The following is a 16,310-nucleotide window of genomic DNA, read 5'->3' on the forward strand; positions in this document are numbered from 1 at the left end:
TTATTTTGCATGAAACCCCTTTATTGGTACATCTTAATGGTCAAAAGGAAGGGGATGTAACATCTATGAAGAATAAGCATAAATTATTTCTTTCCATGGCGGGTTGTTTCATTATTATTTTGTTTCTTGTGGCTGTGCAAAACATTCAAGTACATGCAATGGTACCTGAAGAGATAACACCGCTCCTAAAAAGTAAGGAAAAACAGAAAATCGCCTATTTAACATTTGATGACGGACCATCTTTGAATACCATGGATATATTGGATATTTTGGACCGCTATCATGTTAAGGCCACATTTTTCGTTAAAGGGAATGAAGAACCATACGCAAAGGAAAGTTATCAGGAAATGGTTTCCCGCGGTCATGCGATTGCCCTTCATTCTTATACACATGATTATTCCATCGTTTATCGATCGACTGAGAGTTTCTTTCAAGATTTGAATAGGCTTGAAACCATGCTGCAAAAAGAGTATGGAATAAAAAGCCGTATTGTGCGACTTCCTGGCGGCTCAAATAATCGTTTGAGGCATCAGGCAGCAACGAAACCCATCATCAATGGAATCCTTCAGCAACTAACGGAAAAAGGGTATATTTACTTTGATTGGTCCATTGACTCGACAGATGGCTTCAGTCCGTCAATAAGTGAACAACAAATCATTACTGCTGTACAAAAAGGGACGAAAAATCAAAAGCATGTTAATATCTTATTGCATGATATCAATAGTATGAAGAATACAGTGAAAGCATTGCCTGATATCATTGAATTCCTTAAAAAAGAAGGATATACCTTTGATACTATTGATGAGACAACCCCGAAATTGCAATTTAATTGATGAACACAATGTTTATCTATAGTAAATTAAGGTATAGGGTATTGAGATTACAATGCGAAAGGATTTATCGTTTCTATGATGCCATCATTGTTTTTATCACATGGAACACCGCTATTAGCTTTGGAAAAGAATAGCTACACTTCTTTTTTGAAGGAATATATGCAAACTATGAAGAAACCTGCTGCCATCGTTATTTTGTCAGCACATTGGGAAAATGAAGATCAAATGATTTCTGCAGTAGGGAAGCATGAGGTCATTTATGATTTTGCAGGATATCCTGAAGAAATATTTCAGATAACTTATCCTGCCAGGGGATGCCTTGAGCTGTCGGATCGAATTTTAACCTTATTGTCCAGGATAGGTGTATTGGGGGAACTTGATGAAAGGCGCCCCCTGGATCATGGAGCATGGGGGCTTTTGCATATCATGTATCCCGAAGCTGACATCCCGACCGTATCCATGTCCATCAGTCCTGTGCTGCCCTTGTATAAGCAGTATGAAATTGGGAAGGCATTGAGGGAATTAAAGGAAAGTAATGTCCTGATCATAGGAAGCGGTGGAATTGTCCATAATTTCACCCAAATTCAGAGAGATATGCATGTTGCAGAAGGATGGGCAATCGAGTTTGAGAACTGGGTCGAAGAGAAAATCATGAAATGGGATTTGCAATCTTTGTTCAATTATAAAAAAATCGCCCCTTACAGTACAGAAGCTGTGCCTTCCAAAGGACATTTCATTCCATTGGTCATCGCAATGGGGTCAGGGGATGACCATAAAAAAGCGGATCTCCTGCACAGAAGCTTTCAATATGGCAATCTGAGTTTAACAGCTTGGAAGTTTGATTGAGCTGAAAGGGTTTTCAAACTAGTTAAATTTACCTGAAAAATAATCATTATACAAAAATACAAAAATCTTTTTTTAGCGAAAAAAAGACTTAAATGAGCAAAAAAGACAACTAAAAGCGATTTTTGACGAATTAAGCAGAAGTATAGTTTAAAAAAGGTTGCATAAAGTGGTTTAACCTTTGGATATTTCGACAAAAACATGTTAATATAACATCTGAAAACGTTTTATCCTTTAAAATTTTATTATTCAATAACCTAAGTTATTTATTATATATCTTATATATATCATATATTTGGGGAAAATTTAGAAGAAAGAAATTTGGGGATGGATAAAACGAAATGAAAAAAATTATGAGAAAAATTTGGGGGTTTACAAAATGACCATCAATGATTCTAAGGTATACGACCAATGGAAAACTTTTTCAGGTCCAAACCTTGGGTATGTCATGGAGCAATACGATTTATTTCTAGCCAACCCGGAAGAAGTGGATCCGGAACTGAAAAACTTCTTTGAAGTATCTGGTCCTCCTTCATTCGATGTATCGGCAGAAACAACAACTGGAACTACACCAACTGTACAAACTGGAGAAGTTCTTCCAATGAAGAAAATTATGTCTGCAGTTAAGTTAGCTGAAAATATCCGTGCATACGGACATCTTGCTGCAAATATTTATCCTTTAAAAGAAGAAGCTCTGGACACTGAACAAATTCACTTTGAAAAATATGGCTTGACTGCAGATGATTTAAGGAAAATACCGGCTGACTTTATTTGTCCGGAATCACCTGAAGACATTAAAGACGGATACGAAGCCGTACAATACCTAAAACAACTCTATACAAAAACGATAGCCTTTGAATTTCATCATGTTAATGACTTGGATGAAAAGCAATGGCTTACTGATATGGTCGAATCCGGAAACATGTTCCCGGAAGTAGGAAAAGAAAAAAGAGAACTATTACTTAAACGATTGAATGAAGTAGAAGGCTTCGAGAAATTCCTTCACCGCACATATGTAGGGCAAAAACGTTTCTCTATTGAAGGACTGGATGCTTTGGTTCCGATTTTAGATGAAATGATTTCACAAACCGTTCAAAACGGAACGGGGAATGTGAATATTGCCATGGCTCACCGCGGACGTTTGAATGTGCTTGCACATGTATTAGGAAAGCCATATGAGGTCATTTTCTCTGAATTCCAACATTCACCTAATAAAGATTTGGTTCCTTCCGAAGGTTCAACAGGCATTAACAATGGATGGACCGGTGATGTTAAATACCATTTAGGTCTGGATAAACAGATTACTAAAGCTAATATACAAAAAGCAAGGATTACACTTGCCAATAACCCAAGTCACCTGGAAGTAGTTGGTCCAATCGTGGAAGGGTATTCTCGTGCGGCTCAAGAAGACCGTTCAGAAAAAGGATTCCCAGTTCAGGACATTTCCAAATCACTTGCAATCCTGATTCATGGTGATGCAGCATTCCCAGGTGAAGGAATTGTACCTGAAACGTTTAACTTAAGCCGTTTACGCGGTTACCAAGTTGGCGGCGCTATCCATATCATCGCCAATAACATGATCGGTTTTACAACGGAAAGTGAAGATTCACGTTCAACTTTATATGCTAGTGATTTGGCAAAAGGCTTTGAAGTGCCGATCGTGCATGTGAATGCAGATGATCCAGAAGCTTGTATGGCTGCCGTGAACCTTGCTAACCTATATCGTGAAAAATACAATAAGGATTTCTTGATCGACCTGATCGGTTACAGACGTTTCGGCCATAACGAAATGGATGAGCCATTGGTGACTCAACCTGAAATGTATGCATTAATTCATAAGCACCCAACCGTTAAAGAGCTTTATGGGAAAAAACTTATTGAAACTGGCGAGTTCACTGAAGCGGAAGTTAAAGCGATTGCTGAGCAAGTGGATACGAGACTTGCAGATGCATATGCGAAAATTTCCGGAAATAAACCGGAAGCTTCTAAAGAGTGTAATCCTCCTGGGATTATTGAAAAAGGACTTCCAGCCATTGAAACGGCAGTTCCGAAACAAGAACTTGTTACAATTAACGAAGAACTTGTTAAGTGGCCGGAAGGATTCACTCCTAATAAAAAATTAGGAAAGATTTTATCACGTCGCTTGGATTCCTTTGGCGCTGACGGAAAAATTGATTGGGCCCATGCCGAGACATTGGCATTTGCATCCATATTAAGTGACGGCACACCAATCCGTTTGACAGGACAAGATTCAGAGCGTGGAACATTTGCACAACGTAATATCATGTTACATGATAGTGTTACTGGCAAAACATATTCACCACTTCACACACTTGAAACAGCTAAAGCATCATTCGCCGTTCATAACAGCCCGCTTACTGAAACGGCAGTTCTTGCTTATGAATATGGTTATAATGTATTTGCACCTGAGACACTTGTATTATGGGAAGGCCAATTCGGTGACTTCGCTAATACAGCACAAGTGATCTTTGACCAATTCATCGCGGCAGGCCGTGCAAAATGGGGTCAAAAATCAGGTCTTGTCATGCTGCTTCCACACGGTTATGAAGGACAAGGACCAGAGCACTCAAGTGCACGACTGGAACGCTTCCTTCAATTGGCCGCTGAAAACAACTGGACAGTTGCCAACTTAAGCTCGGCTGCTCAATACTTCCATATCCTTAGAAGACAAGCTAAGATTTTGGATAAAGAGCAAGTACGTCCGCTAGTCATCATGACTCCGAAGAGTATGCTTCGTAATCAAGTGATGGCTTCTACAGCAGAAGAATTCAGTGAAGGCGCTTTTGAATCATTCGTAGAAACCAAAGCTTTGGGCAAAAAACCTAAATCGGTTGAACGCATTGTTTTTGCATCAGGTAAATTGGCGGTTGAACTTCGTGAAAAAGCGGCAACTGAAAAAAATACGGATTGGTTGCAAATCATCAGTATCGAAGAAATTTATCCATTCCCATTCACTGGAGTTCAAGAAGCCCTGAAAAAATATACAAACCTTAAAGAAATCTTCTGGGCTCAAGAAGAACCTAAAAACATGGGTGCTTGGACATTTGTTGAACCTCGCCTAAATGCAGCGGCTCCTGGCAATCTTTCAGTAACATATATAGGAAGGAAGCGCAGATCAAGCCCGGCTGAGGGAGATCCACTTGTCCATAAAAATGAACAACAACGGATTATGACTCAAGCAATTACACGCAATAATGAGGGGGAGAAATAAAATGGCTGAAGTAAAAGTACCTGAATTAGCAGAATCAATTTCTGAAGGATCTATTGCGCAATGGTTAAAACAACCCGGTGATCACGTTGAAAAAGGAGAATATGTCCTTGAACTTGAAACGGATAAAGTGAACGTGGAAATCATTTCAGATTATACTGGTACACTTTCGGAACATTTAGCAGAAGAAGGCGATACTGTCCAAGTTGGACAGGCTATCGCCATCGTTGATGAAAATGGATCAGCTGCAGCAGCTCCAAAAGCGGAAGCTCCTAAGGTTGAAGAAGCTAAAGCAGAACCAGCTAAGGCTGAACAAGCGGCTCCTGCTAAAGAGGCTCCTAAAGCAGAAGCGAAAGAAGCATCATCCACTCAACAAGTTATTGCTTCACCAGCTGCAAGGAAATTGGCTCGTGAAAAAGGAATTGACTTGACTCAAGTGCCTGTAGCCGACCCACTAGGTCGTGTACGTGTACAAGACGTAGAAGCAGCAAGCAATGCTCCTGCAGCACCTGCGGCAGCTCCAAAACAAGCTCCTGCAGCTAAACAAGCAGCCGCTCCTGTTGAAGTGAATGATGACCGCATTGAAGTGGTTAAGATGACACGCCGTCGTCAAACCATTGCCAAACGTCTAGTTCAAGTACAATCCGAAGCAGCCATGCTTACTACTTTTAACGAAGTCGATCTTTCTGCAGTCATGGAATTGCGTAACCGCCATAAGGATTCTTTCGTGAAAACAAATGACGTTAAACTTGGTTTCATGTCATTCTTCACGAAAGCGGTCATTGGCGCTTTGAAAAAATATCCGTTATTGAATGCTGAAATCCAAGGCGACCATATCCTGAAAAAGAACTTTTATGATATCGGTGTAGCTGTATCCACTGATGAAGGTCTTGTTGTTCCCGTAGTAAGGGATGCTGACCGCAAAAGCTTTGCTGAAATCGAGAAGAACATTTCGGATTTAGCTGTTAAAGCGCGTAACAACAAACTTGGACTTTCAGATTTATCAGGTGGTACTTTTACCATCACTAATGGAGGGACTTTCGGTTCCCTATTATCAACACCAATCTTGAATGCCCCTCAAGTTGGAATCTTGGGCATGCATACAATCAAGACTCGTCCAATCGCTGTTGGAGATCAAATCGAAAACAGACCAATGATGTATCTTGCATTATCTTATGATCACCGTATCGTAGACGGAAAAGAAGCTGTTGGTTTCTTAGTGGCTATCAAAGATATGCTGGAAGATCCAGAACAACTTTTACTTCAAGGCTAATAAAATAATCAGAACCCCCCCTTGTCATCATGACATGGGGGTTTTTTTTTGTGGGAAGAACTGAAAGGATATGTTCATAGAAAAAGAGATAATACAATTCAAGAAAGGTTATTTCAATCGGAATTGAACGTTTTTGAAGGTATTTTGAATGGATTTGAGTATTTTTAAACGTTTGTGATTGATTATTCCTTCGTTTTCATATATGATGATGATATTAAAGTGAGGTGGGCGAATTGTTGACAACTGAAAGGCACCAGTTCATCTTATCGATCCTTAAAGAACAAGGAACGGTGAAGCTGCAGGAGCTTGTAGATCAGCTACAAGCCTCGGAGTCGACCATTCGGAGAGATTTAGTGCAACTCGAAGAAATGAAGCTCTTGAAACGCGTGCATGGCGGGGCCTCTTTACTTCAAAGAAAAGGCCTTGAACCAACAACTATGGAAAAGCAAAACAAAGCAAAAGCTGAAAAACAACTTATAGCAAAGCTGGCGGCTTCATTCATAGAGAAAAATGATTGTATATATCTTGATGCAGGCACGACGACTGCGGAAATGATTCCTTATTTAAAGGATAAAAATATAACGGTGCTGACAAATGGTCTGATGCATATTCCAAAACTCATCGAATTGGAAATCAAAACCGTGTTAGTTGGCGGAACGATTAAATTTTCGACAAATGCGGTTATAGGGAGTAATGCTGTACAGTTTTTGAATGAATACCGTTTTGATAAATGTTTCTTGGGAATGAACGGCATCCATCCAGATCTGGGTTTCACAACACCCGACCCGGAAGAAGCTCTACTGAAGAAGATGGCATTACGCCTCTCTAATGAAACTTATGTGCTTGCGGACAGTTCAAAACTGAATGAAGCTACTTTCGCTAAGGTGGCAGATGTAAGCGATGCCATAATCCTTACTGACAGCAATGATGAAGAGGCTGTTGCTCAACTCGATAAAAATCCAAAGGTAAAGGTCGTGACCATTTAATGATTTATACAGTGACACTCAACCCATCCATCGATTATCTTGTTGAGGTGGAAAGTTTTCAAATGGGCAAGGTGAATCGAACCAGTTATGATGCAAAATTCCCTGGAGGGAAAGGGATTAATGTTTCCCGAGTGCTTAAAAGGCTGGGAAATAGTACGACAGCGTTAGGATTCATCGGTGGACAAACAGGTGAATATGTAAAAATGTTTTTAAGACAGGAAGAGATTTTCACGGACTTTACAGAGATAGCTGGAGATACAAGAATAAACATCAAATTGAAGACAGGGCTGGAGACCGAAATTAATAGCCAAGGGCCGGTCATTTCAAAAGGGAATTATCAACAATTATTCAGTCAGATTGAACAGTTGAATAATAATGATATCCTCATTTTGTCAGGAAGCATCCCACCCAGCGTTCCATCGGATGTATACGAAGCCATGGCAAGGGCATGTTCCGATAACGGCATTAAAGTGGTGGTGGATACGAGTGGCAAGGGATTACTGAATGTCCTTCCACACCGGCCATTTTTAATAAAGCCCAATCACCATGAACTGGGTGAGCTTTTTTCCACCGAAATAAGAACGGTTGATGACGCTAGAGAATATGGCACTAAATTGGTAGAAGCAGGAGCACAAAATGTTATTGTTTCCATGGCGGGACAGGGGGCCGTGCTTTGCACCGGTGGAGAGTCATATTCCGCAAATGTTCCAAAAGGGAACGTCATCAACTCAGTGGGTGCAGGTGATTCCATGGTCGCAGGTTTCATCGGGACATATGAAAGGACAGGGGATATTTTATCCGCTTTCCGCTTCAGTCTTGCCGCAGGAAGTGCTACAGCCTTTTCATCCGATCTCGGTACACTGGATAAAATTGAAGGGTTATTACCGCAAATTGCCATCAAACAACTAACAGGAGGCTGACTCTATGAAAATTACAGACTTGTTAAAATTGGACACAATCATAATAGATTTGCAAAGTGTTACAAAGCAAGCAGTCATTGATGAACTATCAGGAAAGTTGGCCGAGGCAGGCAGGCTAAACGATGTGGAGGGTTTCAAAGCTGCCATCTTAAAACGTGAAGACCAAAGCACAACAGGGATTGGTGAAGGGATAGCAATACCGCACGCAAAAACAAATGCTGTAAGGATACCAGCCATCTGTTTCGGCAAATCGGTCAGTGGTGTGGATTATGAATCGCTTGATGGGCAGCCAGCTCATTTGTTCTTTATGATTGCAGCAAGTGAAGGAGCGAATGCAGATCACTTGGAAACCCTCTCCCGGCTTTCTTCGTTACTGATGGATGATAAATTCAGAGCCCGCTTGATTTCTGCTTCTTCTGGTGAGGAAGTATTGGAGATAATCAATCAAAAAGAAATGGAAGCTTCTGAAGAAGAAAGTGAAGAGGAGCAATCAAGTAATGGTGCCATTGGTAACAATAAAGGAGGTAAAATCCTTGCCGTTACAGCTTGTCCAACAGGAATTGCCCATACTTATATGGCTGCAGATGCGTTAAAGGCCAAAGCGAAGGAAATGGGAATCGATTTCAAAGTGGAAACAAATGGTTCCACAGGAATCAAAAATGGTTTAACAGCCGCAGAGATTGATGAAGCGGATGCAATTATCGTCGCAGCGGATAAGCAGGTGGAAATGGATCGTTTTAACGGAAAACATGTCATTATTGTCCCTGTTGCCCATGGAATCCGGAAGACCGAGGAGCTGTTAACCAGAGCCGTGAATCAGGATGCACCTGTTTACAAAGGAACTGGAAATGATAAAAGTGATTCAGCTAAAGGAGGATTGGGGATTTACAAGCACTTAATGAATGGCGTAAGTAACATGCTTCCATTTGTCGTCGGGGGCGGAATCCTGATTGCGCTTTCTTTCTTTTTCGGGATCGAGGCAGCCGATCCGGCAAATCCGGAGTATAATCCCATTGCCAAAGCTTTAAGTGATATTGGCGGGGGAAATGGTGCCTTCTTCTTACTTATCCCTGTCCTGGCTGGATTCATTGCTTCAAGTATTGCCGACCGTCCAGGTTTTGCTCCTGGTATGGTAGGGGGATTATTGGCAGCACAGGCTAATGCTGGTTTTCTTGGCGGACTGATCGCCGGTTTCCTTGCAGGTTATGTCGTCTTACTTTTAAGAAAATTGCTTTCCAAGTTACCGCAAACACTTGATGGCATTAAACCGGTTTTACTCTATCCTGTATTCGGGATGTTAATTACAGGGTTTATCATGATATTTCTTATAAATGAACCAGTAACAGCCATTAACACGGGCTTGACCAATTGGCTGCAGGGCTTATCCGGAACGAACGCAATATTCCTAGGCTTGATTCTTGGGGGTATGATGGCTGTGGATATGGGCGGACCTTTAAATAAAGCAGCATTCACCTTTGGGATTGCAGCCATTGAGGCATCAAGTTTCGGACCGCATGCTGCAGTAATGGCTGGTGGAATGGTTCCTCCTTTAGGAATCGCATTTGCCACTACATTCTTTAAAAGCAAATTCACTGAAATGGAAAGGAAGTCCGGTTTCACTAATTACTTCATGGGCGCTTCATTCATCACAGAGGGTGCCATTCCTTTTGCGGCGGCGGATCCATTGCGCGTTATCGTCAGCAGTGTTGTTGGGGCAGCGACGGCAGGAGCCCTGTCAATGGCTTTTAGTGTAACTTTGCCAGCGCCACATGGGGGAATATTTGTCATCCCCCTAGTCAACCATCCTTTTCGCTATTTGCTGGCGATTTTAATAGGATCCCTCATTACCGCTTTAATATTGGGATTCTGGAAAAAGAAACGGATATAAAAAAAACAGAAAGAAAGCGGGTCCAAGTACATTGGATCCGCATTCAGTTTGTAGACAAAGAGGTTTCGGAATGGCATCATTCCGGAACCTTTTTGAATGTTATTGGATGGAATCAGTTATAAACAGAGGATCTAAGATGACTAACATTGCGTATTTTTTGCTGCCGCATGAAACGAAGAGGCGAACTGTTTTGTTTTCTTGCACATAATAGCAACTCTCAGGATCAGTTGAACTTTCTTTAATCTCCTTGTTTTCTTTCTTGATAAACTTATCTGCTGGAAATGGCTTCCTTACTTCCACTCTTGATTTATTTCTTGTTGAATATGTCCTTGATGGTACGTGTTTCCTTAGATATCTAAAAATTAAAACCAACTCTAATAAATATATATGTTTTTTGTTGCTACACCATTGAATCATTGCACCCAGCATTTTAGAAGGGAGGGTGATAATTATTCACAATCTGGAAGTGGTGGAGTCAAGAGTCCTTTAACACGTTAAGTACCATCTGATTTAAAGCGACAAGGATCGAACCCTTTGCTTTTACATACGAAGAAAAAGCCATACAAGCATCTTTGCAGTGCGTATTATCAGATATCAATCAGTGCCGATCGAACTTTGGCTAATTGGGGTTTCACCATTATGAAGTGATAATGTAACTATAAGAAAAATGATTAAAGATAGCTGTTTATTACCGATTAACGAAACTTTTCAGTCATTAAGAACGTACAATTAATAATGGTGACCTAAAAACTGGGAGGAAGTAAGTATGGACTTGACCCCAAAACAACGAAGCTTGTTGCTATCTTTAACCACTGATTGGCAGACACCGATTCAAATTGCTGGCCGTCTTCCGAAAGAATGGGGAAATCTATCCTGTGTAAATCAGACTCTTAAAGAGTTAGTGCGTGAAGGGGTGGTGCAAGCTAATCCAGTAATGTTCGGTCTATTCCGATTGACCACGGATGGCATGACCATAAAGGAGTTAGAATTAGGTTTGAACTAATGATTTCGGCAACTTACACAAGAGGATAAAATTCAATTTATTCGATTAGCTGTTATTACAATCGTTAATTAACATAGCCTAAAACAAAAAAACTGAAGACAAACTCAATTTTCATCGAGTTTGTCTTCAGTCTGAAAAGGGCATCCAATTAAAGCGGGTCCGCTTTTCTTATATCCAATCTAAAGCTTCAACCGGTTGCTGAAAGGGTGATACAAAAATGCGGTTCGCTTTCCGGAAACCTTGCGTCACTTTAAATGATATATGATTAATTATTAAATGTGGCTAGAAGCCTATAGCTTATCTGGTTTTCAATGACAAGAGCTGGATGGATTTTTTCGGGCAGTCCTCCATTGATCGCCAGATTAAAACCAATCCCCCCTTGGCATTTTAAATCTGCAGGTTTCTCTTTTATATAGAACTTCCGTGAAATACTTCCTCAATCGATCCACTTTATATGCTGGAGTGGCTAATTGGATATGTTGGCTTAAAAACACCCCTCATCCCTTATTGATTCAATATTAAAACAAAATAATGATAATAAGGTTTGCTAATCTTAATATCGATTGGTTTATTAAAGCATGAATGTAAGGTTTATGGGTAAAGAAGTATTAAAATGACAAAAGGGAGTGAACGTACATGCTGAAGAAAAACACCTTAAAAACGACGAAAAGGGATGATATGATTGATGTTACGACAGAAGTACAGGCCTTCATTAATGAAAATGGGATTCAAGAGGGGATAGCACTTATATATTGTCCACATACGACAGCAGGAATCACGATTAATGAAAATGCTGATCCCGATGTCAAAAAGGATATCCTCAGAAGACTGGATGAGCAATATCCATGGAACCATACATTGGATTTACATATGGAAGGAAACACGGCTGCCCATTTGAAATCAAGTACGGTTGGTTCTTCACAGCAGGTGATCATCCATAAAGGGAGCTTAATCCTTGGTACATGGCAGGGTGTATATTTTTGTGAATTCGATGGTCCAAGAGAAAGGCAATATTTTATTAAATTATGTGTCGACCAGTAAAATGGAAGGTACAGCAAGGTTGAAGTGGGAGGAAACAAATTGGACGATGTTTGGATTGAAGGAAGCAAAGTAATATTGAGGAATGTTAAACAAGCCGATTTAAAACGTTTATGGAGCCTGAAATATGGAGAAGCCGATCCAGAATGGAAAAAGTGGGATGCACCTTATTATCCTCTAGAACTTATTGATTTCCATACGTATATCGATAAAGAACTGAAGCATCAAACCTATGATGAGAAAATGGGGGCTTACTCCGAGTTATTAATGGAAAAAAACGATCAAATAATAGGTTCTGTTGTATATTACTGGGAACATGAACCTTCACGCTGGCTTGAAATCGGAATTACGATTTTTGAGCCCAAGTATTGGAACGGCGGTTACGGAACAGAAGCATTAATGTTATTCATAGGCTATTTATTCGAAAAAATGGAGATTGAGCGGGTTGGTCTGACGACGTGGTCAGGTAATGAACGTATGATCGCAGTTGGAGAAAAGGTAGGCATGCAAGTAGAGGGAAGGATGAGAAAATGCCGTTATCATGAAGGTTATTATTACGATTCAATCAAAATGGGAATGCTACGGGAAGAATGGGAATCATTAAAATTTCGAAGTTAATCGACCTGTGAAAATTTTTCCTTCATTTCCTTGGAAAAAATTTAGCACTGTTTTCTCCCATATGGTCTGTTATCCTTGGAAGATGCTTAACGAGGAGGTTACAAGATGAAATTATCAGTATTAATAACCGTGATAATGACTCTAAGTGTCATCGTACTTGGGATAGCTTTCCCTAAGGGAACGACCAGTAAAGCTTCTGATGGAGCAACCAAACATGTCATTAAACAAGGTGAATCGATTTGGGATATTGCGAAGCAGTACGGTGTTCCAATCGGAAAGTTGAAAGAAGTCAATAATAATGTAAACAATGTTGCCGAGCCTGGTAAAACATTGATTATTCCACATGCAATGAATGAAAAAGATAAAGAATTGTTAGCAAGGCTTGTACATGCAGAAGCTAAAGGGGAGCCATACAGAGGTAAGGTCGAGGTGGCAGGAGTTGTTTTGAATCGCCTTGATAGCGATGAATTTCCTGATACGGTACGGGAAGTGATTTATCAAAAAAACCAATTCTCACCTGTTGGTGATGGCAGTATAAATAAACCAGCAGGAGATGATGCCAAGAAAGCTGTCAATGAAGCATTGGCGATTCATGGCTACACAAATGATGCATTGTATTTTTGGAATCCTAGCATTTCGGACAGCGAATGGATGAAACAATTAGATGTAATCAAAATCATCGGCGGTCACCATTTTGCCATTTAAACTGCATCTCAAGAACCGGCTTTCCAAATGGGAGGCCGGTTTTTATTTTAGAATCCTTCCGTTAAACGATGTCAGCCCACATCTCGCGGGGATTCAGTTCATAAATGCTGTTTTCACGGTACATGATGCTTCCGATAGTGAGTTCACGCCTTATCGTTGCATAATCATCATGGAATGACTGGATGAATTCATTCAGTTCTTTTTCTGGATATTTACGTCCCTTTTCCAGAAGGCTGCCAATATGATGAAGGATGATCAGTTTCTTTTTCCTTTGTGCGGGTATGGTTTTTAGTCGGCCATCTGGCGTATAGAAGTTTTCAAGGATCTTTTTGTGTTCTAAATTAAGCTTTTGATTATCCATTTTATTAGAGTCCCCCTTAGTTGAAACCATTTTAGGTAATGCTGACGAATAATGCTTCAGTACATCTTCATTCAAAAAATAATAGACCGTATTTTTTTCCCTGCGATCCTTCACTAAATTAATGTCCTTCAATTTCGTTAAATGGTGTGAAATGGTCGGGGCCGTCAATTTTAATATTCCCGCAAGTGCCTGTCCGTGTTTTGGGCCATTTGCAAGGATGGAGATAATCCTAATCCTGGTTACATCACCAATCGTTTTGTGGAAAGTGACCAATTTTTCTACTTGCACTTTTATCCCCCTTTTCTAATTAGATTATCATCTAATTAGATGATAATCTAATTAATGGGTATTAATCAAGTTAATATTCACTTTTCTATATTGCTTGGAAGAACTGGTGTATACTTTAGGTGAATACAAAAAAATTAAGCCGGAATTAAGGAGCTGTAACATGGCTAATACACATGTTTATACAAAAAAAGAAGAAGTGGTCAATGCGATAACCCACGGTATCGGCGTTTTGTTAAGTATTGCCGCACTTGTGTTTTTAATCATATTCTCAGCCCAAACAGGATCGCCTTGGCATGTAGTCATTTCAGTCATTTATGGTGTCTCCATGCTTCTTTTATATGTTTCTTCCACTTTAGTGCATAGTTTTCCAGAGGGTAAAGCGAAGGATATTTTTGAAATCTTTGATCATTCAGCCATATATATATTCATTGCTGGGACATACACGCCCATCATGCTTCTTGTGATCAAAGGGTCACTCGGCTGGACACTGCTAGGTATAATTTGGGGAGTTGCCATCATTGGCGTCGTCTTCAAAGCCTTCTATGTGAAAAGATTCCTCTTCCTTTCGACGATTCTCTATATTGCAATGGGGTGGATGATCGTTATCGTTTGGGGACCACTTACAGCAACGATGCCTTCAGCTGGTATCCAGTTATTGATTGCAGGAGGATTGCTATATACGTTTGGTGCCATCTTTTATGTTTGGCGAGGCTTTCCGTTTCATCACGCGGTTTGGCATGTATTCGTGCTTGGGGGATCTGTCACACACTTTTTTGCGGTATTGTTTTATATCCTTCCACTAGGATCACTTCGTTGATTTGATATATCTGAGAGATTTCTTGAGGTTTTAAAGGCCCCCTATCAGGAAATAAATCACATATACAAACTAAAGGTGGAAAAACTAATGAGAAGTTCAATTAAAATATTATCGGTCCCGTTTGCGGCTATGCTTGTTTTGGCTGGATGCGGCGACGAAAACGATGAAGTGAAAAACCCGCCGGTTCAGGAAAATGAAAATCAAGCAGAAAATAATCCTGAAACAGGAACGGATAATAATGAAAAACTGCCTTTCACTTATAAGGATTTTCAATTAGAAGTGGATTATACAGGCAATGATAACGAATACGAAGCTGAATATGATACTATGGGAGCTCAAACAGAAGCCTCGATCGAGGACAAACGTAACAAACATGAAGTTCACGGTGATTAAGCAATGAAAGAATTGACCCCGATTTTAGAAAAATTGACATTCACTAAAGATTCATCAGATGAGGAAGTCATTCAAGAAGTGACAAAAGCTTTTAATTTGAAAGATGACTATCAAGAATTCAATTTAGAGGTCGTTTTCGATGATGGGACGAAAAAAGAATATCAAGTGAATAATAAGTAACCAAATCCGTTTCTATATTCTTCTTTGTGTAATAAACTGGTAGCATGTTCATTGTGTCCTCAATAGTTGTCAAATTACTGTTACTATAGTAAAATGATTACGGTTAGCAAAGGGGATCATATACATTTGCTATTCATATTCGGACTTATGGGGATAGGACCGCAATAAATACTTGTAAAAAAGGATTCTTTTTAAGAGTCTTTTTTTTATGCAGTGTTCCGGAATTTGAATATAGATGAAAGAGAGGGTACCACAAGCGGTACCCTCTCTTTCATTTATTTACCCATCATTGGGAAACTGGTGCATTTTTTTTTGGCAGCATATTAGCCGACGCTAACCTTGAACGGATTGTAATGCCAAGCCAAGATGCAAGAAATGCCTTTAAAACGCCTACAATTATAAATGGGGCAAAACCGCTGGCAAATGCCACTGGCCAAGATAATGAACTCATATATTTTAACCAAACCGTACCGATGACCAAAGTAATTATCATCCCGATTGTATTGGCAAGGAAAGCCATTGCAACTGAGAAACGTGTTTTTTCCAATATCAGCCCCGTTATATATGCTGTCGGGATATAGGATAATAAATAACCGCCTGTCGGACCGAATATCTTAGCTAATCCTCCAGACATTTCAGCGAATACCGGCACTCCGGCTGCCCCTATGAACAAGTATAATAAAACGGAAGAGGTTCCATAACGTGAACCGAGTATCGTTGCTGCCAGTCCGACTGCAAGAGTCTGTCCTGTAATCGGTACTAAGGGCAGTGGAATTGTAATTTGGGCAAGTATTCCTATAAGTGCTGCAAATAAAGCTGTAACCATCATCATTCTTAACTTCTCATGACGTTCCTTCATCGTGCTTCCCCCTAATGTAAACCTAGTTATGTAATGAGTTAACATATAAAGAATTTTAATATGTTAAGTACACACT

14 protein-coding genes and 1 pseudogene are annotated in these 16,310 nt (G+C 40.0%); 13 read left to right on the forward strand and 2 right to left on the reverse strand.

What is annotated here, in order from left to right; all coding sequences use genetic code 11:
- The first annotated feature begins 65 nt into the window (after positions 1-65).
- The 11 genes from ACFVS1_RS07145 (at position 66) to ACFVS1_RS07195 (ending at position 13,336) form a co-directional block, all read left to right on the forward strand.
- Positions 66-833, forward strand: a complete 768-nt coding sequence (locus ACFVS1_RS07145) for a polysaccharide deacetylase family protein (protein WP_387545965.1) — start codon at positions 66-68, stop codon at positions 831-833.
- A gap of 75 nt (positions 834-908) precedes the next feature.
- The gene (locus tag ACFVS1_RS07150) at positions 909-1,679 is read left to right on the forward strand and encodes a dioxygenase family protein (protein WP_352920796.1); all 771 of its coding nucleotides are present in this window, start codon (positions 909-911) and stop codon (positions 1,677-1,679) included.
- A 376-nt stretch (positions 1,680-2,055) separates the two neighbouring features.
- On the forward strand, positions 2,056-4,908 hold the full coding sequence (locus ACFVS1_RS07155; RefSeq protein ID WP_352920798.1) for a 2-oxoglutarate dehydrogenase E1 component: 2,853 nt from the start codon (positions 2,056-2,058) through the stop codon (positions 4,906-4,908).
- A 1-nt stretch (position 4,909) separates the two neighbouring features.
- A complete protein-coding gene (odhB, locus tag ACFVS1_RS07160) occupies positions 4,910-6,178 on the forward strand; it encodes a 2-oxoglutarate dehydrogenase complex dihydrolipoyllysine-residue succinyltransferase (protein WP_352920800.1) in 1,269 nt (422 codons plus the stop codon).
- A 233-nt stretch (positions 6,179-6,411) separates the two neighbouring features.
- Positions 6,412-7,164, forward strand: a complete 753-nt coding sequence (locus ACFVS1_RS07165) for a DeoR/GlpR family DNA-binding transcription regulator (RefSeq protein ID WP_352920802.1) — start codon at positions 6,412-6,414, stop codon at positions 7,162-7,164.
- Positions 7,164-8,084, forward strand: coding sequence for a 1-phosphofructokinase (pfkB, locus tag ACFVS1_RS07170; RefSeq protein ID WP_387545969.1), 921 nt, complete (start codon positions 7,164-7,166; stop codon positions 8,082-8,084). The genes ACFVS1_RS07165 and pfkB overlap by 1 nt, the downstream gene beginning before the upstream one ends.
- A gap of 4 nt (positions 8,085-8,088) precedes the next feature.
- A complete protein-coding gene (locus ACFVS1_RS07175; protein WP_387545971.1) occupies positions 8,089-9,972 on the forward strand; it encodes a PTS fructose transporter subunit IIABC in 1,884 nt (627 codons plus the stop codon).
- A 766-nt stretch (positions 9,973-10,738) separates the two neighbouring features.
- Entirely contained in the window at positions 10,739-10,975 is a 237-nt protein-coding gene (locus ACFVS1_RS07180) for a hypothetical protein (protein ID WP_387545973.1), read from the forward strand.
- 636 nt (positions 10,976-11,611) lie between these two features.
- Complete coding sequence (locus tag ACFVS1_RS07185) at positions 11,612-12,016, forward strand: secondary thiamine-phosphate synthase enzyme YjbQ (protein ID WP_352920809.1); 405 nt, start codon at positions 11,612-11,614, stop codon at positions 12,014-12,016.
- 39 nt (positions 12,017-12,055) lie between these two features.
- A complete protein-coding gene (locus tag ACFVS1_RS07190; RefSeq protein WP_387545977.1) occupies positions 12,056-12,631 on the forward strand; it encodes a GNAT family N-acetyltransferase in 576 nt (191 codons plus the stop codon).
- Between the two features lie 105 nt (positions 12,632-12,736).
- Entirely contained in the window at positions 12,737-13,336 is a 600-nt protein-coding gene (locus ACFVS1_RS07195) for a cell wall hydrolase (protein WP_352920813.1), read from the forward strand.
- 61 nt (positions 13,337-13,397) lie between these two features.
- Here the strand turns inward: ACFVS1_RS07195 and ACFVS1_RS07200 are convergent, their stop codons facing one another.
- Positions 13,398-13,985 carry a DUF2087 domain-containing protein gene (locus ACFVS1_RS07200; protein WP_387545979.1) on the reverse strand — a complete coding sequence of 196 codons (588 nt, stop codon included), beginning with the start codon at positions 13,983-13,985 and terminating at the stop codon, positions 13,398-13,400.
- 160 nt (positions 13,986-14,145) lie between these two features.
- Here ACFVS1_RS07200 and trhA point away from each other — a divergent pair, with 160 nt between their 5' ends.
- Both trhA and ACFVS1_RS07210 read left to right on the forward strand, forming a co-directional pair.
- On the forward strand, positions 14,146-14,802 hold the full coding sequence (gene trhA / locus ACFVS1_RS07205; RefSeq protein ID WP_352920816.1) for a PAQR family membrane homeostasis protein TrhA: 657 nt from the start codon (positions 14,146-14,148) through the stop codon (positions 14,800-14,802).
- A gap of 129 nt (positions 14,803-14,931) precedes the next feature.
- Positions 14,932-15,375 (forward strand): annotated as a pseudogene (locus tag ACFVS1_RS07210) (YusW family protein).
- Positions 15,376-15,661: 286 nt separating this feature from the next.
- On the opposite strand, the gene ACFVS1_RS07215 reads toward ACFVS1_RS07210, so the two are convergent.
- On the reverse strand, positions 15,662-16,234 hold the full coding sequence (locus ACFVS1_RS07215; RefSeq protein ID WP_352920820.1) for a biotin transporter BioY: 573 nt from the start codon (positions 16,232-16,234) through the stop codon (positions 15,662-15,664).
- Positions 16,235-16,310: the final 76 nt, after the last annotated feature.

It is taken from the genome of Peribacillus sp. NPDC058075, from assembly GCF_042885195.1.
Lineage (GTDB): Bacteria > Bacillota > Bacilli > Bacillales > DSM-1321 > Peribacillus.